At 73.4% G+C, this 20,579-nt stretch carries 19 protein-coding genes; 7 read left to right on the plus strand and 12 right to left on the minus strand.

What is annotated here, in order from left to right:
• Positions 1-112 precede the first annotated feature (112 nt).
• Positions 113-670, minus strand: a complete 558-nt coding sequence (locus ACZ4TV_RS31275) for an SRPBCC family protein (RefSeq protein WP_468138548.1) — start codon at positions 668-670, stop codon at positions 113-115.
• Positions 671-769: 99 nt separating this feature from the next.
• Between ACZ4TV_RS31275 and ACZ4TV_RS31280 the strand changes: the two genes are divergently transcribed.
• Positions 770-1,234 carry a group III truncated hemoglobin gene (locus ACZ4TV_RS31280; RefSeq protein ID WP_468138549.1) on the plus strand — a complete coding sequence of 155 codons (465 nt, stop codon included), beginning with the start codon at positions 770-772 and terminating at the stop codon, positions 1,232-1,234.
• A gap of 170 nt (positions 1,235-1,404) precedes the next feature.
• Positions 1,405-1,815, plus strand: a complete 411-nt coding sequence (locus tag ACZ4TV_RS31285; protein ID WP_468138551.1) for a VOC family protein — start codon at positions 1,405-1,407, stop codon at positions 1,813-1,815.
• A 6-nt stretch (positions 1,816-1,821) separates the two neighbouring features.
• Here ACZ4TV_RS31285 and nirD read toward each other — a convergent pair whose 3' ends face one another.
• The 3 genes from nirD to ACZ4TV_RS31300 are packed head-to-tail and all read right to left on the minus strand — an operon-like array spanning position 1,822 to position 6,096.
• Positions 1,822-2,154, minus strand: coding sequence for a nitrite reductase small subunit NirD (nirD, locus tag ACZ4TV_RS31290; RefSeq protein ID WP_468138553.1), 333 nt, complete (start codon positions 2,152-2,154; stop codon positions 1,822-1,824).
• Positions 2,151-4,673: a nitrite reductase large subunit NirB gene (nirB, locus tag ACZ4TV_RS31295; protein WP_468138554.1), complete on the minus strand. Its 2,523-nt coding sequence runs from the start codon at positions 4,671-4,673 to the stop codon at positions 2,151-2,153. Before nirB ends, nirD begins: the two co-directional genes overlap by 4 nt.
• 1 nt (position 4,674) lies before the next feature.
• A complete protein-coding gene (locus ACZ4TV_RS31300) occupies positions 4,675-6,096 on the minus strand; it encodes an NAD(P)/FAD-dependent oxidoreductase (RefSeq protein ID WP_468138555.1) in 1,422 nt (473 codons plus the stop codon).
• A 173-nt stretch (positions 6,097-6,269) separates the two neighbouring features.
• On the opposite strand from ACZ4TV_RS31300, the gene ACZ4TV_RS31305 reads away from it, so the two are divergent.
• A complete protein-coding gene (locus ACZ4TV_RS31305; RefSeq protein WP_468138556.1) occupies positions 6,270-7,046 on the plus strand; it encodes a sulfite exporter TauE/SafE family protein in 777 nt (258 codons plus the stop codon).
• Positions 7,047-7,056: 10 nt separating this feature from the next.
• On the opposite strand, the gene ACZ4TV_RS31310 is transcribed toward ACZ4TV_RS31305, so the two are convergent.
• Together ACZ4TV_RS31310 and ACZ4TV_RS31315 are read right to left on the minus strand one after the other, a co-directional pair.
• Complete coding sequence (locus tag ACZ4TV_RS31310) at positions 7,057-7,611, minus strand: class F sortase (RefSeq protein WP_468138557.1); 555 nt, start codon at positions 7,609-7,611, stop codon at positions 7,057-7,059.
• Between the two features lie 383 nt (positions 7,612-7,994).
• The gene (locus tag ACZ4TV_RS31315; RefSeq protein ID WP_468138558.1) at positions 7,995-8,537 is read right to left on the minus strand and encodes a hypothetical protein; all 543 of its coding nucleotides are present in this window, start codon (positions 8,535-8,537) and stop codon (positions 7,995-7,997) included.
• A gap of 270 nt (positions 8,538-8,807) precedes the next feature.
• On the opposite strand from ACZ4TV_RS31315, the gene ACZ4TV_RS31320 reads away from it, so the two are divergent.
• Positions 8,808-9,260, plus strand: a complete 453-nt coding sequence (locus tag ACZ4TV_RS31320; protein WP_468138560.1) for a gamma-glutamylcyclotransferase family protein — start codon at positions 8,808-8,810, stop codon at positions 9,258-9,260.
• A gap of 42 nt (positions 9,261-9,302) precedes the next feature.
• On the opposite strand, the gene dnaG is transcribed toward ACZ4TV_RS31320, so the two are convergent.
• The 4 genes from dnaG to ACZ4TV_RS31340 all read right to left on the minus strand — a co-directional run bounded on the left by dnaG (position 9,303) and on the right by ACZ4TV_RS31340 (position 14,694).
• Positions 9,303-11,219 (minus strand): DNA primase, encoded by a 1,917-nt coding sequence (gene dnaG, locus ACZ4TV_RS31325; protein WP_468138562.1) that lies wholly within the window; start codon positions 11,217-11,219, stop codon positions 9,303-9,305.
• A 34-nt stretch (positions 11,220-11,253) separates the two neighbouring features.
• Positions 11,254-12,528, minus strand: a complete 1,275-nt coding sequence (locus ACZ4TV_RS31330; protein WP_468138563.1) for an NAD(P)/FAD-dependent oxidoreductase — start codon at positions 12,526-12,528, stop codon at positions 11,254-11,256.
• A 93-nt stretch (positions 12,529-12,621) separates the two neighbouring features.
• Positions 12,622-13,938: a deoxyguanosinetriphosphate triphosphohydrolase gene (locus ACZ4TV_RS31335; protein WP_468138564.1), complete on the minus strand. Its 1,317-nt coding sequence runs from the start codon at positions 13,936-13,938 to the stop codon at positions 12,622-12,624.
• Positions 13,939-13,974: 36 nt separating this feature from the next.
• Positions 13,975-14,694, minus strand: coding sequence for a sirohydrochlorin chelatase (locus ACZ4TV_RS31340; protein WP_468138566.1), 720 nt, complete (start codon positions 14,692-14,694; stop codon positions 13,975-13,977).
• Positions 14,695-15,021: 327 nt separating this feature from the next.
• Between ACZ4TV_RS31340 and ACZ4TV_RS31345 the strand changes: the two genes are divergently transcribed.
• The 3 genes from ACZ4TV_RS31345 (at position 15,022) to ACZ4TV_RS31355 (ending at position 18,892) form a co-directional block, all read left to right on the plus strand.
• Positions 15,022-15,786 (plus strand): SanA/YdcF family protein, encoded by a 765-nt coding sequence (locus ACZ4TV_RS31345; RefSeq protein ID WP_468138584.1) that lies wholly within the window; start codon positions 15,022-15,024, stop codon positions 15,784-15,786.
• 65 nt (positions 15,787-15,851) lie between these two features.
• Positions 15,852-16,622 carry a glucose 1-dehydrogenase gene (locus tag ACZ4TV_RS31350; protein ID WP_468138567.1) on the plus strand — a complete coding sequence of 257 codons (771 nt, stop codon included), beginning with the start codon at positions 15,852-15,854 and terminating at the stop codon, positions 16,620-16,622.
• Positions 16,623-16,813: 191 nt separating this feature from the next.
• A complete protein-coding gene (locus ACZ4TV_RS31355) occupies positions 16,814-18,892 on the plus strand; it encodes a molybdopterin oxidoreductase family protein (RefSeq protein WP_468138568.1) in 2,079 nt (692 codons plus the stop codon).
• Positions 18,893-18,930: 38 nt separating this feature from the next.
• On the opposite strand, the gene ACZ4TV_RS31360 is transcribed toward ACZ4TV_RS31355, so the two are convergent.
• Both ACZ4TV_RS31360 and ACZ4TV_RS31365 read right to left on the minus strand, forming a co-directional pair.
• Positions 18,931-19,908 carry a nucleotidyl transferase AbiEii/AbiGii toxin family protein gene (locus ACZ4TV_RS31360; RefSeq protein ID WP_468138570.1) on the minus strand — a complete coding sequence of 326 codons (978 nt, stop codon included), beginning with the start codon at positions 19,906-19,908 and terminating at the stop codon, positions 18,931-18,933.
• The gene (locus ACZ4TV_RS31365) at positions 19,905-20,531 is read right to left on the minus strand and encodes a hypothetical protein (protein WP_468138571.1); all 627 of its coding nucleotides are present in this window, start codon (positions 20,529-20,531) and stop codon (positions 19,905-19,907) included. The genes ACZ4TV_RS31360 and ACZ4TV_RS31365 overlap by 4 nt, the downstream gene beginning before the upstream one ends.
• Between the last annotated feature and the right edge of the window lie 48 nt (positions 20,532-20,579).

The raw sequence follows: 20,579 nt of genomic DNA on the forward strand, positions 1-20,579 counted from the left end.
GGAGGAAGGCCCCGCGGCCGGTCGGACGCGGGGTCGCACGCGTCGAGGAACCTAGGAGACGCCAGTTGACGTGGCGCCAACTCCTCATTACGCCCGAGCGACCGGTCGAGGTTCAATCCTCCAGCAGAGACTTCAGGGCGCCGAGGCGCTCTTTCCAGAAGGCCTTGTAGACCTCCACGGCGTCCGCGTCGGCCAGTTTCGTGTGCCCGAGTCCCACCTGCGTACGATCGGTGCCCTTCCGGGTGAGATAGACGGAGATGCGGCTGCTGCCCCCGTCCCAGTCGGCGGTGACGGATGTGCCGGGCCGGTGCGTGCGCAGGGCGAAATCCGCGTGCGGCAGCCAGCGTTCGCGCAGCGCCGCGTCGGCGAAGGCCTCCGTGACCCGCTCGGCGTCGGCCCCCACGGTGCGGCTGACGCTCGCCTGCCAGTCCCCGCCGCTGGACTGGCCGACCTCGCGCATCCCGCGCTCCTGCTCGTAGCCGACCGTGATCGACTGGGCGTACCAGCCGCTGACCCCGTACGCGTCCACCAGGCGGCGGGCGATCTCGGTATGCGTACGCTCGGTCGCGCCCCACCCGTCGAGTTCGGCGAACCACGCGGACCAGTCCCGGCCGGTCTCGGCGGCCAGGGTTTCGTCCGACAGTTTCTCGGTGATCTTCTTGACGGCCATGCTTCGACGCTACTGCGGGGCGGGCGGACCAGCACGGTGTGACGTACCGCGGGACCTTCTGCCCCGGGGAGGTCCCCGGTGGAGGAGAATGGTGGAGCAATGAACCACTGCGCCGCGCACGACATCACGGGCCGCGCCGACCTCGAGGTCGTGCTGCGCCGCTTCTACACGGCCGCCTTCGCCGACCCGCGGATCGGGCCGTTCTTCACCGAGATCACGGGCACGGACCTGGACGTCCACCTGCCCCGGATCACCGACTTCTGGGAGCGGGCGCTCTTCCGCAGCGCCGAATACCGGCGCGACGCCTTCGCCCCGCACGCCGCGCTGCACTCGGCGCGCGCGCTCACCGCCGCCGACTTCGGCCGCTGGGTGCAGCTGTGGCACGCGACCATCGACGGCCTGCACCGCGGGCCCAACGCCGAACGGGCCAAGGCGCAGGGCGAGCGGATCGCGCTGACCCTGCACAAGCGCCTCGCCGGCCCCGACGCGGGACTGCTGCGCGGTGAGGGGCGGGTGGGCTTCGTGCCGCTGGCCGCACTGGAGCTGCGATCCGTGGCGGCCTGACGGCCTGGCGGCCTGACGGCCTGGCGGCCTGACGGCCTGACGGCCTCACCTGCGGTTTCGTACGGGTCCGAGATTTCTCGAAAAAACTTCGCCGGGAGCGATGAGTTCCCCCGGCCGCCCCGGTCTACCTCTCGAAAGCAGCGAACACCGCGCGAGAAAGAGAGACCGAGATGTCCCAGCCCCAGATGATCTTCGTCAACCTGCCGGTCAAGGACCTGGCCGCCGCCAGGGCCTTCTGGGAGAAGCTCGGCTACTCCTTCAACCCGCAGTTCTCCGACGAGACCGCCGCATCCCTGGTGATCAGCGACACGATCTTCGCGATGCTGCTGACCGAGGAGAAGTTCAAGGAGTTCGCCACCAAGCCGGTCGCCGACGCCGCCAAGACCACCGAGGTGATGGTCGCCCTGAGCGCGGACAGCCGCGCCAAGGTCGACGAGATCGTCGACGCCGCCCTCTCCGCGGGCGCCACCGAGCCGCGGCCGGCCGTCGACATGGGCTTCATGTACGGCCGGGCCTTCGAGGACCTGGACCACCACGTGTGGGAGTACGTGTGGATGGACCCGGCCGCCATCGAGGGCTGATGCCGGCTACGAGGTCGCGGCGGTCCGCACCGGGTAGGTCCGGACCGCCACCTCCTCGTCGTCCAGGCAGCGCCCCGACTCCAGGTCGAAGCGCTGCTTCAGCAGCGGCGAGGCCACGAAGGGCCGGCCCGCCACGGCCCCCACCAGCCCGCGCGAGAGCACGTGCGCCCCGGTGAAGGGGTCCTGGTTGGCGATGGCGTACGGACGCCCCGCGCGGTCGACGAACACCGCGGCCTGGCTCCCGTCCGGCAGCAGCGCCGCGACCCCGCGCCCGGGGGTGAGCGCGGACAGCTCGCACACCGTCAGCCAGCCCTGCGCCACTTGCAGTTCCACGGTCATCGGACTCCTCCGATCGTCAGGACGGCCAGGTCGGGCTTGACCTGGTCGCGCTCGGGGACGAACTTCACGGTCGGGTCGGGGGCGCCGGGCGCGTTGACGAAGGACACGAACCGGCGCAGCCGCTCCGGGTCCTCGAGCGTTTCGGCCCACTCGTCCCGGTAGTGCGCCACGTGCTCGGCCATCAGGGACTCCAGCTCCGCGCACAGCCCGAGCGAGTCGTGCACGACCACGTCCCGCAGGTGCGCCAGGCCGCCCTCCAGCCGCTCCAGCCAGGTGGAGGTCCGCTCCAGCCGGTCGGCGGTGCGGATGTAGAACATCAGGAACCGGTCGATCAGCCGGACCAGTTCCGCGTCCGACAGGTCCTGGGCCAGGAGGTCGGCGTGCCGCGGGGTGGCCCCGCCGTTGCCGCCCACGTAGAGGTTCCAGCCACTCGCCGTGGCGATGACCCCGAAGTCCTTGCTCTGCGCCTCCGCGCACTCGCGGGCGCAGCCCGAGACCGCGGACTTGAGCTTGTGCGGGGCGCGCAGCCCCCGGTAGCGCAGCTCCAGGTCGATGGCCATCCGGACGCTGTCCTGGACCCCGTAGCGGCACCAGGTCTGCCCCACGCAGGACTTCACCGTCCGCAGGGCCTTCCCGTACGCGTGCCCGGACTCGAATCCGGCGTCGACGAGCCGCGCCCAGATCCGCGGGAGCTGGTCCACGCTCGCGCCGAAGAGGTCGATCCGCTGCCCGCCGGTGATCTTCGTGTAGAGGCCGAAGTCACGGGCCACCTCACCGATCACGATCAGCTTGTCGGGGGTGATCTCGCCGCCGGGGATGCGCGGGACGACCGAGTACGAGCCGTTGCGCTGCATGTTCGCGAGGAAGTGGTCGTTGGTGTCCTGGAGTGCCGCCTGCTCCCCGTCCAGGACGTAGCCGCTCGCGCCGAGGGTCGGGGCGAGCGAGGCGATGATCGAGCCGACGGTGGGCTTGCAGATCTCGCAGCCGTCGCCGCCGCGGGCCTCCGGGCGCCCGTGGCCGTCGAGGAGCTGCTCGTACGAGGTCAGCCGGCGGGTGCGGACGATCTCGTAGAGCTCGGCCCGGGTGAACGGGAAGCAGCCGCACAGCCCCTTGTCGGCGGCGGCCGGCAGCAGCTGCCCGATCACCTTGACGCAGCTGCCGCAGCCGGTGCCCGCCTTGGTGCACTTCTTGACCTCGGCGAGGGTGGCGCAGGCGGCGATGGCCTTCTTCGTGACGTTGTGGCACGAGCAGATCACCGCGTGGTCGGGCAGCGAGGACGGGCCGAGGGCGACGGGCGCGCCGAGCCCGGCGGGCAGGACCAGCTGCTCGGGGGAGACGGGCGGGACGCTGCCGGTGAGCGGGCGCAGCAGGCCGTACGAGTCCGCGTCGCCGACCAGGACTCCGCCGAGCAGGACCCCGTCGGGGGAGACGACCAGCTTCTTGTAGACGCCGGAGCGGGAGTCGGACCAGACGACGTCGAGGCTGTCGGGGGTGGTGCCGTGGGCGTCGCCGAAGGAGGCCACGTCCACGCCGAGCAGCTTGAGCTTGGTGGAGAGGTCGGCCCCGGTGAACTCCTTCTCGCGGCCCAGTAGATCGTCGGCGGCGGTCTCGGCCATCTCGTAGCCGGGCGCGACCAGGCCGTAGACGCGGCCGTCGCAGGCCAGGGCGCATTCGCCGATGGCGTAGACGTACGGGTCGGAGGTGCGGCAGCGGGCGTCGACCGCGATGCCGCCCCGCTCGCCCACGTCCAGCCCGGCGTCGCGGGCCAGCTGATCGCGGGGGCGGACGCCCGCGGAGAAGACGACGAGGTCGGTCTCGACGGTGGAGCCGTCGGAGAGCCGCATTCCGCTGACTCGGCCGTCCTCGCCGGTCAGCACCTCCTGGGTGCCCACGCCGGTGTGGACGGTCAGGCCCATGGACTCGATGGTGCGCAGCAGGGCGGCGCCGCCGCCCTCGTCGACCTGGACGGGCATCAGGCGCGGGGCGAACTCGACGACGCGGGTGGCGAGGCCGAGCCCCTGGAGGGCGCCGGCGGCCTCCAGGCCGAGGAGACCACCGCCGACGACCGCGCCGGCGGTCCTGTCCTTCGCGTACTCCTCGATGGCGAGGAGGTCCTCGATGGTGCGGTAGACGAAACAGCCGGGGGCGTCCTTGCCCGGGACGGGCGGCACGAAGGGGTAGCTGCCGGTGGCCAGGACCAGGACGTCGTACGGGAACACCTGCCCGGAGCGGGAGGTGACCGTGCGGGCGTCCCGGTCGATGTGCTCGGCGGGGTCGTCGAGGTGGAGGGCGATGCCGTGCTGCTCCATGAACCCGGCGGGCGTCATGGACAGGTCCTCGGGGGTGCTGCCGGAGAAGTACGAGGTCAGGTGCACGCGGTCGTAGGCGGGCCGGGGCTCCTCGCAGAGCACGGTGATCCGGTGCGTGGCGGTGACCCCGCGCTCGGCGAGCGCTTCGAGGTAGCGCTGGCCGACCATGCCGTGCCCGATGAGCACGATCGTGGGCAAGGGCTCGGTCATGTCAGTGGCCTCCGTCGTCGGTGAGCAGGTGGAACAGGTCGTGCGGTGATTCCTCGCCCTCCCAGGTGCGGGCGAGGGCCCCCACGGTGGAGAGCTCGCCGAGGAGCACCCCGCCGATGAGGCGGTCGCCGCGCAGGACGACCTTCCGGTAGGTCCGGCGGGTGGCGTCGGCGAGGCGGACCACGTCGTCGCCGGGGCGGGGGGTGGTCTCGCCGAAGGCGGCGAGATCGAAGGCCTCTTCGGTGCCGCCGAGGGTGAGGCGGGTGAGGGCGCGGGTGCCGGTGTACTGCGTGGGGGCGCCGGTGCTGGCGGTGGTGCCGGTGGCGGTGCCGGTGCCGGTGCTGCCAGTGCTGCCGGTGCTGCCGGTGCCGCCGGTGGTGAGGACCGTGGCGAGGGCGTCGGCCTGTTCCAGGGCGGCGCCCGCCAGGCCGTACACCTGGCCGGCGTGTTCGGCGCAGTCGCCGATGGCGTGGATGCGGGGGTCGCTGGTGCGGAGCTGGTCGTCGACCACGATGCCGGTGCGGACGTCGAGGCCGGCGGCCTTGGCGAGGCCGGTGCGGGGGCGTACGCCGCAGGCGAGCACGACGATGTCGGCGTCCAGCCGGTACCCGTCGGCGAGCTCGACCCCGGTGACCCGGCGCTGCCCGTGGCCGGGCTCGGCGGATCGGCGCGGCGCCGCTGCCGGGGGCGCTGCCCCCGGACCCCCGCTCCTCAAACGCCGGAGGGGCTTGATGTGGCGGCCGCCGGGCCCGTTCAGCCCCTCCGGCGGCAGCGGCGCCGCAGATGTGGTCAGGCCGCGGACCCGGCATTCCGTGTGGATCTCGACGCCGAGCGCGGTCAGGTGCGCATGCAGCAGGCCGGAGGCCTCGGCGTCCAGTTGCCGCTCCATCAGGCGCTCCGCCTGCTGGGCCAGCACCACCTGTGCGCCCCGGGCGGCGAGCGCCCGGGCCGCCGAGACGCCCAGCAGGCCGCCGCCGATCACCACCACCCGCACCCCTGGGCGTACGGCCGCCGAGAGCGCCAGGCAGTCGTCCATCGTGCGGAACGCGTGGACCCCGTCCGGGAGGTCCCGCCCTTCCGGCTCGAACAGCCCGCGCAGCGGCGGGAGCACCGCGTTCGAGCCGGTGGCCAGCACCAGCGTGTCGTACCGCGCCACCGTGCCGTCGTCGCAGTGCACGGCCTGCTCCGCGCGGTCGACGCGGACCGCCCGGACCGCCCGCCGCAGCGCCGGCCCGGCCGCCGGGAGGGCGATCACCTCCGGCGCGTACCGGCCCGCGAGGACCTCGGCGAGCAGCACCCGGTTGTACGGCACGTGGGACTCCTCGCCGAGGACGGTCACCGCCGCGGCCGGGCCCAGCCGCTGTGCGAGCCGCAGGCCCGCGAGGCCACCGCCGATCACCACCACACGCTTTTCCGAGGTCATGCCATGAGCGTGCGGGTCCGCTGTTTCCCCGCCGCATCGCCTTTGTTACCCGGACGGAACGCCGACCTCAGCGCCCGGGTCAAGGGCCCGTGAGGCCTTGTGAAAGCTCAACCTTTGCGCAAGTTTCCGGGGATCGATGCCGTCTGCAGCCAACCGCTCCGTAGGGTCTGACCGTGCCCGACATATCAACGACCATGATCATCGTGCTGTGCGTGGCCGCGGCGGCGGCCGGCTGGATCGACGCGGTGGTGGGCGGCGGCGGTCTGCTGCTGCTGCCCGCACTCCTGCTCGGCCTGCCGAACGCCCACCCCGCCACCGTCCTCGGCACCAACAAGGCCGTGGCCATCGTCGGCACAGCCGGCGCCGCCGTGACGTACGTCCGCAAGGCCCCGGTGGACGTGAAGATCGCCGTCCGCATCGGCCTGGCCGCGCTCGCCGGCTCGATGGGCGGCGCCGCGCTCGCCGGCGGTATCAGCAAGGACGCGCTCCGTCCGCTGATCATGGTGGTGCTCGTGGTCGTCGCCGGATTCGTGCTCTTCAGGCCCGCCTTCGGCACCGCCCCCTCCACCTCGCCCGTCAGCAGGCAGCGGGTCCTGCTCGCCATCGGGCTCGCCGGCCTCGGCATCGGCTTCTACGACGGCCTCATCGGGCCCGGCACCGGCACCTTCCTGGTGCTCGCACTCACGGCGCTGCTCCACCTCGACCTGGTCACCGCCTCCGCTACCGCCAAGATCGTCAACTGCTGCACCAACGCCGGGGCGCTCGCCATGTTCGCCTACCAGGGCATGGTGCTGTGGCAGCTGGCGGCGCTGATGGCGGTGTTCAACCTGGCCGGCGGCATGATCGGCGCCGGCATGGCGCTCAAGAAGGGCAGCGGCTTCGTCCGCGGCGTCCTGCTGACGGTGGTGGGCGCGCTCGTGATCAAGCTCGGCTTCGAGCAGTGGGGCTGACCGCGCGGCGTCAGTACGTGCCGGTGAGGTGCGCGAAGACGACCACGTTGCCGCGGTAGCCCGTGCGCGGGGAGAAGCCGCCGCCGCAGGTGATCACCCGCAGCTCGGCGCGCGGTGAAGGCCCGTACACGCGGGTGTCGGGGAAGGCCTTGGCGTCGTACACCTCGACGGCGTGGACCGTGAACACGGCGGTACGGCCGTCCGCACGCGGGATCTCGATCGCGGCCCCCCGGCGCAGCGCGCCCAGGTGGTAGAAGACCCCCGGCCCGGCGGCGTCGTCCACGTGCCCGGCGATGACGGCGGTGCCGGTCGCGCCCGGGGTGGTGCCCTCGCGGTACCAGCCGGCCAGGTCGCGCCGGTCGGGCGGCGGCACTTCGAGGCTGCCGTCCCGCTCCAGGCCCAGCCCGGTCAGCGGTGCGTCGACCCGGATGGAGGGGATCCGGATCCGGCCGGGCGGGGAGCCGGGGAGCGGGGCGATGCCGGGTCCCACGGAGCCGGCCGCGGTCAGGGCCTCGGCGGGGGAGGGCAGCGGCGGCCCGACGGGCTCGCGGGAACCGCTGGTCACGAGCCAGATGCCGATGCAGGCGGCGAGCGCGACGAGTCCCCCGTGGCGGGCCGTCGGGGTGTGGAAGGCTCGCTTCCGGAAGCGTGCGCCCGATCCGGGGCGATCGCCCTTTGCTGGCCGGGGCCGCGGGTCGCGCACGGTCGAGGGCCAGGGCCGTGGGTCGCGCCCCGTCGTCGGCCAGGGCTGTGGGTCGCGCCCCCGGAAGCCACCGACATCGCCAGCCATGCGTCGTACCCCTCGGCTTCCGTTTCTTCCGTTTCTTCGTTTCCTTCGTTTCGGGGTGACTGGCCGTCGCCCGGCCCCGCGAACGGGGGGGACCTCGCGGGGCGGGCGACGGGGGACGGTACCGGTCGGACCGCGGCCGAAGCCGCGGTGGGCGTCCGTCAGCTCCGCGTGCCGCTCGCCCGGCGACGCAGGAGCCAGGTACCGCCGACGGCGGTCGCGGCCAGCACGGCCGCTCCCGCCGCGATCTTGGCGGGGTCGGCGGTGGTGGTCGTGCCACCGCCCACCCCGGTGTTGACGTGGCCTTGTGGGCCGCGCTCGGTGACCACCAGGTCGCCCGTGGCGAACTTGCCGTTCGCGCAGGTCGCGCCGATGCCGTAGGTGCCGGCGCGGGTGCCGTGGGCCACTTGGAACTGCCCCACGACCACTTCCTTGTGGGTGCCCGGGACTAGCTTGAACCGGCCGCCGCCGACCGTGGTGGCATCGCCCTCGGCGTGACTGCCGGGGCCGCAGGCGGTGGTGTTCACGGTGACGGTGGCGCCGCCGGCGGCGGACTTGGGCCACACCTCCAGCTTGGCGAAGTCACCGGGCGCGAAGGCCACCATGCCGAGGTCCGCGGCGGCGACCGCGCCGGCGACCGGCCCGGTGAACGCGGCGGCGATCAGCGCGGTCGCGGTCAGCGCGTGTGCGGTACGTCGGCGCATGGACACTCTCCCTGGAGACACGGGGTCGTGATTCCGAGGAAACCCGGCCCGCCCGCCGCCCGCCTGCTGATGTCCCGTCAGGTCTGCCTGCGCACGGTCCGCTTGCGGGCCGTTCTCGCAGGTCAAAGCCACCGGCGCGGCCATCCGTGCCGCCCGCGCCGTCCGGGTGACTCCCGCGCCCCAGCGGTGCGTACGGTGGTGGGGCGCAGGGAGGGCCGGGACGTCCGGCCCGGCAGGCGGACCGCTGCGCCCTGTCCGAGGGAGGGCCCCGTGACACCGGTCGAACGGCCACAAGATCCGACCGTTCCGCTCCCGTTCTTCGTCTACGGGACGCTGCGCCCGGGCGAGGTCAACCACGACCTGTTCCTGCGCGGCCGCACGGCCTCGGAGGAGCCCGCCACCCTCCCGGACGTGGCGCTCTACGACGGCCCCGGATACCCGTTCGCGGTCCACCGCCCCGGCTCGGCCGTCGTCGGGGAGCTGATCACGGCGGCGCCGGGCGCGTACGGGGACCTGCTGGCCGCGCTGGACCTGCTGGAGGAGTACGGGGGCCCGGGCCGCCCCGGGAACGTCTACGACCGGATCGCCCGGTGGGCCCTGCGCCCCGACGGCACCGCCGTGCGGGCCTGGGTCTATCTGGCGTCCCCGCTGCTCGCCCGTGACTTGCGGGAATCCGGGACCGAGATACCGGGTGGCGACTGGTTCAAGCGAGCGCGGATCTAGAGCCGTTGCCGGAGCCCGGAGCCCGGAGCCCGGAGCCCGGAGCTAGAGCCCCTCGGCGCCGCGGTTGCGCAGCCGCTGGCCGTACTGCTGGAGCACCCACAGCTCCTCCTGCACCGCGGCCAGCTGCTCCGGCGGGGCCTGCGGGCCCAGCCGGGACAGCGTGCCCTGGATCTCGTGGACCCGGCGGTCGACGGCGCGCAGCCGCACCTGGACCAGCTGGACACCGGCGTAGATCTCGTCCACCGTCTTCGCGTGGATGGCCTCGACCGCCAGCTCCGTGACGAGCGCGCGCACGGTGTCGTTCGGGGCCGCCTCGCGGACCCGGGCCAGGTAGTCCTCGGCGGCGAGCGAGGCGCCGCCCGCGTCCAGGATCGCCTGGCGCACGGCCGCGTAGGGCGGGGCGGTGAACTCGTCCATCCCGTACGCGTCGAAGGCGGGGGAGACCAGGGCCGGTCGCTGGAGGGCCAGCTTCAGCAGCTCGCGCTCGGTGCGGTGGGCGGGGCTGCGCAGATTCAGCGCGGGGCCGCCGGCGGGCTGGGGCGCGGGCGCGGAGGTGGCCTCGTACGACTGGCGGCCCCGCTGCTGCGGCCCGCCCGGCTGCCCGCCCGGCTGGCCGCCGCGCTCCCGTGCCCAGCGCGCCAGTTGCGCGACCCGCTTGACCACGAACTGCTCGTCGCGAATGCCCAGCATTCCCGCCAGCTGGACCGCCGACTCGTGCTGGATCGCGATGTTCTTGATGTGGGCGACGACCGGAGCCGCCTCGTCCAGGGCGGCCGCGCGGCCCGCCGGGTTCTCCAGGTTGTGCCGGGCGACGATGTGCCGCAGGGCGAACTCGAAGAGCGGAGTGCGGGATTCCACCAGTGAGGCCACCGCCGCGTCCCCCTGCGCGAGGCGCAGGTCGCACGGGTCCATCCCGCCCGGGGTGATCGCGATCGAGGTCTCGGCCGCGAACTTCTGGTCGTCCTCGAAGGCCCGCAGCGCCGCCTTCTGGCCCGCCGCGTCTCCGTCGAAGGTGAAGATCACCTCGGCGGTGGCGTTGTCCATCAGCAGCCGGCGCAGGATCTTGATGTGGTCCCCGCCGAAGGCCGTGCCGCAGGTCGCGATCGCGGTGGTGACTCCGGCCATGTGGCAGGCCATCACGTCCGTGTAGCCCTCGACCACCACGGCGCGCGAGGTCTTCGCGATCTCCTTCTTCGCCAGGTCGATGCCGTACAGCACCTGGGACTTCTTGTAGATCGCCGTCTCCGGCGTGTTCAGGTACTTCGGGCCGTTGTCGTCGTCGCGCAGCTTGCGCGCGCCGAAGCCGACCACCTCGCCGCTGATGTCGCGGATCGGCCACATCAGCCGGCCGCGGAAGCGGTCGATCGGCTTCCCGCTGCGGCTGTCCTGGGCGAGTCCGGAGGTGATCAGCTCCTTGTCGCTGAAGCCCTTGCCGCGCAGGAAGCGGGTCAGGTGGTCCCAGCCGGCCGGGCTGTAGCCCACGCTGAAGTGCGCGGCCGCGGCCTGGTCGAAGCCGCGCGCGGCCAGGAACTTGCGGCCGATCTCCGCCTCGGGGCTGTCCAGCTGGTCCACGTAGAACTGGGCGGCGGCCTTGTGCGCCTCGACCAGCCGGATGCGCTCACCGCGGCCGCTGGTGCCCGCGGTGTAGCCGCCCTCCTCGTACCGCAGGGTGATGCCGGCCAGGCCGGCCAGCCGCTCGACCGCCTCCGAGAAGGAGAGGTGGTCGATCTTCATGACGAAGTCGAGGGTGTCCCCGCCCGCCTGGCAGCCGAAGCAGTGGTAGAGCCCCTTGCTGGGGCTGACCTGGAAGGAAGGGGACTTCTCGTCATGGAAGGGGCAGAGGCCCTTGAGGTTGCCGCCGCCCGCGTTGCGCAGTTGGAGGTAGTCGGAGACCACGGCGTCGATCGGGACCGCGTCCCGTACCGCCTTCACGTCGTCGTCGTTGATCCGTCCTGCCACCCGTGAAGTCTACGGCCGGGCGCCGACAAACCCGTCAGGCCCCCTCTGTCGTGATCAAGGAGGTGAGCGGAACCGACGGGTCCGCCAGTGCCTCGCGGTCCACCGGCGCCTTTGACCTGATCAGGGCCTGGATGTGCTCGGTGACGTCCCACACATTCACGTTCATCCCGGCCAGCACCCGCCCCTGCGAGAGCCAGAAGGCGATGAACTCGCGCTTGCCCGCGTCCCCGCGGATCAGCACCTGGTCGTAGCCGCCGGGCGGGGCGTACCCCGAGTACTCCAGGCCCACGTCGTACTGGTCCGAGAAGAAGTACGGCACCCGGTCGTAGCTGACCTCCTGCCCCAGCATCGCCCGCGCGGCGGCCGGGCCGCCGTTCAGCGCGTTGGCCCAGTGCTCGACCCGCAGCCGGGTCCCGAGCACCGGGTGGTGGGCGGCGGCCACGTCGCCGACCGCGTAGATGTCCGGGTCGGAGGTGCGCAGCGACGCGTCCACGGCGATCCCGCCGCCGTGCTGCCGGTCGACCAGGGCCAGCCCGGAGGTCTCGGCGAGCGCGGTCCGCGGCGCGGCCCCGATCGCGGCGAGCACCGCGTGCGCCGGGAGCTCCTCCCCGTCGTCCGTACGGGCGGCCAGCACCATGCCGTCGTGGCCCACGATCTCGGTCAGCCGCGCCCCGAAGTGGAACCGCACCCCGTGATCGGCGTGCAGGTCCCCGAAGAGCCGGCCGATCTCCGGGCCGAGCACCGCGTGCAGCGGCGTGGGCTCCGGCTCGACCACGGTGACCTCGGCGCCGTACTCGCGGGCCGCCGCGGCGACCTCCAGGCCGATCCACCCGGCGCCCGCGATGAGCAGGTGGCCGTTGTCCCGGCCGAGTCCGGTCAGCACCCCCTTCAGCCGCTCGGCGTGGGCGAGCCGCCGCAGGTGGTGCACCCCGGCCAGGCCGGTGCCGGGGATGTCCAGGCGGCGCGGCTCGGCGCCGGTGGCCAGCAGCAGCTTGTCGTAGTGCAGGGCGGTGCCGTCGACGAGGACCACCTTCTTGGCGTCCCGGTCGATATGGACCGCCGGCTGGCCGAGGTGCAGCTCGACGTCGGAGGCCGCGTACCAGGACGGCTCGTGCACGAAGACGCTCTCGCGCTCCTCCTTGCCCGTCAGGTACCCCTTGGACAGCGGGGGCCGTTCGTAAGGATGGTCGCGCTCGTCGCCGACCAGGATCACCCGCCCCGTGAACCCCTCGGACCTCAGCGTTTCGGCCGCCTTTGCCCCGGCCAGCCCCGCGCCGACGATGACGAATGTCCGGTGTGCGTCGACCACCTGATGCCTCCTCATAACCTCTCCGCCACATGCGACCACATGCGAGCGTCCCGCACTGAGCCTGCCGCGTGAAGGGGGAGTGGCTCGATCAACTCACCCTTCGGCGCGTCGGGTGCGCCGGGTGAGACGTGCGTGCAGGGAACGGGCGGATGCGTCGGTGAGGCACGCGATCTGGTCGATGACCGCCCGTTTCCTGGCCTTGTCGTCCGGAGCCGCGTCGAAGATCGCCCGGAACTGCGGGTCCAGGCCCTCGGGGGCGCGGGCGCTGAGCGCCTCCGCGAGTTCGGCCAGGACGATGCGCTGGTCGGCGCGGATCCGCTCCTGCTCGTCGCGCTGCATGACGTACAGGTCGGCGACCGCCTTGAGCACGGCGCACTCGTTGCGCGCCTCGCGCGGGACCACCAGTTCGGCGCCGTACCGCGTGAGGCGGCCGGAGCCGTGGGCCTCACGGGTGGCGCCCTCGGCCGCCAGGCAGAAACGGCCGATCAGCTGGCTCGTGGCGTCCTTCAGACGGGCCTGGGCGACCGCCGAACCGTCGTACCCGTGCGGCCACCACTCCTGCTCCATCAGCCGGTCGAGGGCGGCCCGCAGTTCCTCGGGCGCGGTGTCGGCGGGGACGTACCGGCCGATGGCGACGCGCCAGATGGCCGTCCGCTCGGGCTCGGCGAAGAGGAGGTTGGGGTCGAGGTGGCCGGCGTGCAGGCCGTCCTCGAAGTCGTGGACGGAGTACGCGACGTCGTCCGCCCAGTCCATGACCTGGGCCTCGAAGCACTTGCGGTCCGCGGGCGCCCCCCGGCGCAGCCATGCGAAGACCGGCAGGTCGTCCTCGTACGCGCCGAACTTCACCGAGCCGGGGTCGGTGGGGTGCTCTCCGCGGGCCCACGGGTACTTGGTGGCGGCGTCCAGGCAGGCCCGGGTGAGGTTGAGGCCGACGCTGACGAGTTCGCCGCTCGCCGGGTCGGGCACGAACCGCTTGGGCTCCAGGCGGGTCAGCAGGCGCAGCGACTGAGCGTTGCCCTCGAAGCCCCCGCAGTCCTTGGCGAACTCGTTGAGCGCCTCCTCGCCGTTGTGGCCGAAGGGCGGGTGGCCCATGTCGTGGGAGAGGCAGGCGGCTTCGACCAGGTCGGGGTCGCAGCCGAGGGCCGCGCCGAGCTCCCGGCCGACCTGGGCGCACTCCAGGGAGTGGGTGAGGCGGGTACGGGGACTCGCGTCCCAGTCGTACGAGCGCGAGCCGGGGGTGACGACCTGGGTCTTCCCGGCGAGCCGGCGCAGCGCGGCGGAGTGGAGCACACGGGCGCGATCGCGCTGGAAGGCGGTCCGGCCGGGCCGTTTGTCGGGTTCGGCGGCCCAGCGCTCGGTGTCGGCCGGGCCGTACAGGTCGTCTGCGAGGACGTACGCGGTGCCTTCCATGGAGAGACGGTAACCGGAACAACTGACAAACCGGGATCAGGCGGAGACGAGTTCCGGCCGAAGGGGGCCGTGGGACCGGGCGCGGGCCTGGTCGTAGCGGTGCAGCAGCAGGCGGGCCAGGGCCGGGTGGTCGCCCAGCGGGGCGGCGGCGAGGGCCGGCGCGGCCGCGGCGGTCTGGGCGGCGAAGCGGCCGGGAGCGGCGAAGTACGAGGCCACGGCTATCCGGTGGTGGCCGCGCGCGGCCAGGGCCCGGACCGCCTCGGGGGCGCCGGGCGCGGCGGCGGAGGCGTAGGCCGGGACCACCGGGACCCCGCCGAGACGTTCGGTGAGCAGGTCGGCCGTGCGCCGGGTGTCGGTCGCCGAGTCGGGGTCGCGGGAACCGGCGGCAGCGAGCACGACGGCCGTGCCGGCGGTCCAGCCGGCCTCCAGGAGCCTTTCGTACAGGGCCTCGACCAGCAGTGGGTGCGGGCCCAGCGGGGCGGCGACGCGGGTGCGCAGATGGGCGGCCCGGGCGGCGGCCGCGGGGAGATCGTGCTTGACGTGGTAGCCCCGGCCGAGCAGCAGCGGGACGAGTACCGCCGCACCGCGGAGCTCCTGGAGGACGGCGTCGAGCGGCGGCTCGTTCAGCTCGATGTGGCCGAGCCGGACGTCGAGCCGGGGACGGAGCTCGCGGACCCGTTCCAGGAGGGCGAGGGCGGTGTGCAGGGCGCGCGGGTCACGGCTGCCGTGGGCCACGGCGACGAGTGTGGGCTGCATGGGCGGACTCCGGGTCGGCGCAGGCCGCTGAGCTGCGTGCCCAGCTGGAGGGTGATGCGGCCGAGCAGCTCGGCCGTGCTGTCGAAGGGGAGGGCGGGGGACTCGGGAGGGTGCACCGGCTCCGTCATGGACCGATCCTGCGCGCTGGACGTTGCCGGGGCGTTGCGCCGGGGTGACGGGTGTTTTCCGGTTGCTCACTCGCTCATTCGTACGAGTGAAAGAAGGGGAGGGGGGAACTGCGGGGCCGTACCGGTTCGTCAGTCCGTGCGAACGACGTGTGGGCGCAAGGGGTGGGGATCGGTCATGAAGGTGAACATGAAGATGCACATGAAGAAGAGGGCGCAGGGCTGGACGCGGTCGGTGGCGGGGTGGCGGCCGAGGCTGCCGGGGGGCGTGCGCGTGCGGGGCCGGTGGGGCTTGCGGGGCCTGCGGCGCTTGCGAGGCGTGAGGGCGCGGCGGCTGGCGGTGCAGGCCGTCATGGTGGGCTGCGTGCTGGCGCTGCTGCCCGCGGCGTGGACGCATGCGGTGGCCTCCGACCGGCTGCGGACCACGGCCGACGCGCCCGCCGCGGAGGTGGCCGTGGTGTTCGGGGCGGGCCTGTGGCGGGGACGGCCCACCCCCTATCTGGCCGACCGGCTCGACGCCGCCGCCGAGCTGTACCGCACCGGCAAGGTCAAGGTCGTGCTGGTCACCGGGGACAACAGCCGCGCGGAGTACGACGAACCCGACGCGATGCGCACGTACCTCACCGAGCAAGGGGTGCCGGACGGGCGGATCGTCAGCGATTACGCCGGCTTCGACACCTGGGACTCCTGCGTACGGGCCAAGGAGATCTTCGGCGTCGAGCGGGCCGTGCTGGTCACCCAGGGGTTCCACATACGCCGGGCCGTCGCCCTGTGCCAGGCGGCCGGCCTCGACTCGTACGGCGTCGGGGTGGCCGACGTGCACGATGCCACCTGGTACTACGGCGAGACCCGCGAGGTCTTCGCGGCCGGCAAGGCGGCGCTGGACGCGGCCCTCAAGCCCGCTCCGCGCTTCCTCGGACCGAAGGAGCAAGGGGTGTCGCGGGCCCTGGCCACTCTGGCAGACTGACGCGGCCCCGGCTATACCGATCAGTCATATGCCGGCCGGTCCGTACGAGCATCAGGGGTGAAACCGTGGCGGTTGTGGATCTCAGCGGCAAGGTCGTCGTCATTACCGGTGGAGCCCGCGGGCTGGGCGCCGCGGCGGCGCGGGCCGTCGTGGACGGCGGCGGCAAGGTGCTGATCACCGATGTGCTGGAGGCCGAAGGCGCCGAGACGGCCGCGAAGCTCGGCGGCGCGGCGCGCTTCCTCAGGCACGACGTGACCAGCGAGGCCGACTGGCGGACGGCGCTGGAGTACGCGGTGGCCGAGTTCGGCCGCGTGGACGGCCTGGTGAACAACGCCGGCATAGCCGCCGGCCAGTTCCTGGAGCACGAGAGCGTCGAGCACTTCCGCCAGGTCGTCGAGATCAACCTGGTCGGCGTGTTCATCGGCATCAAGACCGCGATCCCGCTGCTCCGGGCGAACGGCGGCGGATCCATCGTCAACATCTCCTCCGCCGCCGGCCTGACCGGCCTCGCGCTCACCGCCGGGTACGGCGCCTCCAAGTGGGGCGTGCGCGGCCTGTCGAAGATCGGCGCGGTCGAGCTGGCCGAGGCGAGGATCCGCGTCAACTCGGTCCACCCCGGCATGACGCTGACCCCGATGACCGCCCCGATCGGCATCCAGGCGGGCGAGGGCAATTACCCCGGCGCCCCGATGGGCCGTGTCGGCGTCCCCGAGGAGATCGCCGCCGCGATCGCCTTCCTGCTCTCGGACGCCGCCGGGTACATGACGGGCGCCGAGCTCGCGGTCGACGGCGGCTGGACGGCGGGCCTCACGGCGAAGCACCTCACCGGCCAGTGACCGACCGAGCCCCGCCGGCGTTCGAGGCGGGGGGTCTGGGGCGGAGCCCCGGATCGTGTACGTCGAGATCCTCGACCGCCCTGCGATGCGCCGGGCCTCACAGGCTCCGCCGGGCGGCGCTGAGGCGGAGCAGCCCGACTTGTAACGCGAGGTGGCGGCCCGCGTAACACCGCCGTCGCAGGCTGGGCCGTATGCACACCCCGGAAGCAGCCGCCACCGCCACGCACTGCCCGTACTGCGCACTGCAGTGCGGCATGAACCTCCGCCCCGAACCGGGCGGAGAAGGCGTGACGGTGGAGGAGCGGGCGGACTTCCCCGTCAACCGGGGCGCGCTGTGCGGCAAGGGCCGCACCGCGCCCGCCGTGCTCTCCTCCCGGGTGCGCCTGACCGGACCGCTCGTCCGCACCCACGCCGGGCAGCTCGAACCGGCCACCTGGGAGGAGGCCCTCGACGCCGTGGCCGCGGGCCTCGCCCGCACGGGCCGCGCGTACGGACCGGACGCCGTCGGGGTCTTCGGCGGCGGCGGGCTCACCAACGAGAAGGCGTACGCGCTCGGCAAGTTCGCCCGCGTCGCCCTGCGCACCTCGCAGATCGACTACAACGGCCGCTTCTGCATGTCCTCGGCCGCCGCCGCCCACCAGCGGGCTTTCGGGCTCGACCGGGGCCTGCCCTTCCCCCTGGAGGACATCCCGCGCACCGGCTGCGTGATCCTCGTCGGCTCGAACCTGGCCGAGACCATGCCGCCGGCCCTGCGCTACCTCACCGAGCTCAAAGCCAACGGCGGCACCCTGATCGTCATCGACCCGCGCCGCACGCGCACCGCCGAGCAGGCCGACCTGCACCTGGCCCCGCGCCCGGGCACCGACCTCGCACTCGCCCTCGGCCTGCTGCACCTCGTGGTCGCGCAGGGCCGTACCGACGAGGAGTTCATCGCCGCCCGCACCACGGGCTGGGAGGAGGCCCGGGCGGCCGCGATGGCCCACTGGCCGGAGCTGGTGGAGCGCATCACCGGCGTGCCGGTCCCCGCGCTCCGCGAGGCGGTGGCGATGTTCTGCGCCCCCGAATCCGCCATGGTCCTCACCGCCCGGGGCCCGGAGCAGCAGTCCAAGGGCACCGACACCGTCGGCGCCTGGATCAACCTGTGCCTGGCCACCGGCCGGGCCGGCCGCCCGCTCTCCGGCTACGGCTGCCTCACCGGGCAGGGCAACGGCCAGGGCGGCCGCGAGCACGGCCAGAAGGCCGACCAGCTCCCCGGTTACCGCAAGCTGACCGACCCCGCGGCCCGCGCGCACGTGGCGGAAGTCTGGGGCATCGACCCGTCCGACCTCCCCGGCCCGGGCCGCAGCGCCTACGAACTCCTCGACGCCCTCGGCACGGACGTCCGGGCCCTGCTCCTCATGGGCTCCAACCCGGTGGTCTCCGCCCCCCGCGCCGCCCACATCGAGGACCGCATCCGCTCCCTGGACTTCCTCGCGGTCGCCGACGTCGTCCTCTCCGAGACGGCGGCCCTGGCGGACGTGGTCCTCCCCGTTACCCAATGGGCGGAGGAGACCGGCACCACCACCAACCTGGAGGGCCGCGTCCTGCTCCGGCGCCGGGCGCTGACCCCGCCCGCGGGGGTCCGTACCGACCTGGACGTCCTCCACGGAATCGCCGCCCGCCTGGGCATCGAAAAGGGCTTCCCGACCTCGCCGGAGGAGGTCTTCGAGGAACTGCGCCGCGCCTCGGCCGGCGGCCCGGCGGACTACTCGGGCATCACCTACGCCCGCATCGAAGCCGAACAGGGCGTCTTCTGGCCCTGCCCCGAGGGCTCCCCGGGGACCGAGCGCCTCTTCCTGGACCGCTTCGCCACCGACGACGGCCGGGCCCGCTTCGTCCCCGTCTCCCACCGCGACGCCGCCGAGGTCCCCGACGCGGACTACCCGATCCTGCTCACCACCGGCCGCGTGGTCGCCCAGTACCAGTCCGGCGCCCAGACCCGCCGCGTGGACGAGCTCAACGCGGCCGCCCCCGGCCCCTTCGTGGAACTCCACCCCCGACTCGCCGCCCGCATCGGCGCGGTCGACGGCAGCCCGCTGGCGGTGACCTCCCGCCGCGGCCGCGCGGTGGCCCCGGCCCGCATCACGGACACCATCCGCGCGGACACGGTCTTCATGCCCTTCCACTGGCCGGGCGAGGGCCGCGCCAACACCCTGACCAACCCGGCACTCGACCCGGTCTCCCGCATGCCGGAATTCAAGGTCTGCGCGGTCCGCGTCGAGCCGGCCTGAGGGCCCTGACGCCCAGGGGGTGTCTGCGCTACGGGGTGCTACGTGGCGTCCCGCCCGGCGAACGTGGGTGCCAGTGCGGCCAGCAGCCGCTTGGCGTAGGACTCGGCGGAGCCGGTGATGCCGGGGTACTCCCTCCGGAAGTCCTCCCACTCCGCCCACTTGACGTCGGCGAACGCCTCCAGCGGCACCGGCGTGTCCGGTGAGGCCGCAGGCGGGAACCACTCGCCGGACTCGTGGAACACCGTGTGCACCAGCTCGTACGGCACCGCGCAGCGCTCGGCGAGCAGGACAGCGTCGTAGAGGTCCTTGCCGTGCGGGTACATGTCGGTGGCGAGCCAGACCAGCTTCCAGGCCAGGGAGAGTTCGGGCGTGGCCGCTCGGAGGCGGACCCCGGCGACGTCGGCCGGCTCAGGGGGCGCGGGAAGCCGCTCGTTGAAGACGAAGTCGAGCTGGACCTGGCCCCCGGGAAGACCCGGCGCGGACCAGGGCAGGACCAGCCGGCGGCCGGGGACGCGCTCGTAGGTCCAGATGTCCTCGCAGACCGCCCCCTGCGCCGAGATCACCAGTTCGCCCAGCTCGGCGGCCGCCTGCTCGGCCGCCTCGGCGACGGCCTTGAGCATGTGGTCCGTTCGCGGCTCCGCGATGTCCCAGTCCTGTGGGACGACCACGAAGTCCAGGTCGTGCGGTTCCCGCGCCCGCGCCCCGAACCAGCCGGCCATGAGCATGCTGCCGCGCAGCACCAGCGAGTCGGCCCAGCCCGAACGGGCGACGCCCCGCGCGACCGCGTCGAGCGCCGTCCGGCGGGCGGCCTGCCAGGCGGGCCGCAGCTCGGGGTCGACCGCCGAGTCGGCGATCCGGTAGCCGTACGCGAAGTGTTTGAGCGCGGGGTCGAAGACCCGGTCCCCGGTGGAAGCCGGGCCCACCCCGGCCGTGGAGGTGCGCGGCAGCTCCTGCTGGCGCCGCCTCCAGTCGCTCTTCGCCGCGTCCGCCGCGTCCGCCGCGTTCGTCCCGCTCATCGTGACATCCCCTCCTCGATCCACCCGTCGTCCACCGACAGGTCGCTGTCGTACAGCACGAACTCCCGCTCCTGCGAGCGGATTTCGTAGCCGGCCGAGCCGAGCACGGCGACCAGCGCGTCGCAGGCGGCCCCCGCCCCCGCCCCCGCCGCCGTGCCGCGCCACCGCTGGGTGACGAACCGCTCGTGCGCGCCCCCGGCGAGGACCCGGCGGGCGTTCCACGACAGGTGGGCCCCGTGCGGGACCACCAGGGACTCCAGCGCCGCTCGGTCGAAGTCCGCCGGCAGCAGCAGCTTCAGGTGGTGCTCGAAGTAGCCGCCGCCCGGGCCGGGGCGGTCCGTGGTCCAGGGGACCGTCTCCACCTTGACCCGGACCGGGTCGAAGCCGGCGGCCCGCAGTTTCGGCACCAGGCTCTCGTGGCTCGTGCGGTCCCGCAGGGTCAGCATCGGCTGGGAGGTCATCCGGCCCCGGGCCAGGACGATGTGGGTCACCTTCAGCCCCCGCGACCCGGCCCACGCCTCCAGCCGGGCCAGGGCCGCCGGCTCCGCGCAGCGCACCGTCACGTGGGTCTCGTACTCGTCGGACATGAAGGTGATCTTCTCGGACTTGCGTCCGATCCGCATCGGGGTTCTCGCCGGGGGGTAACCATCCGGTCACGCACCGGACTCAGA

This window comes from Streptomyces sp. NPDC028910 (genome assembly GCF_055564955.1).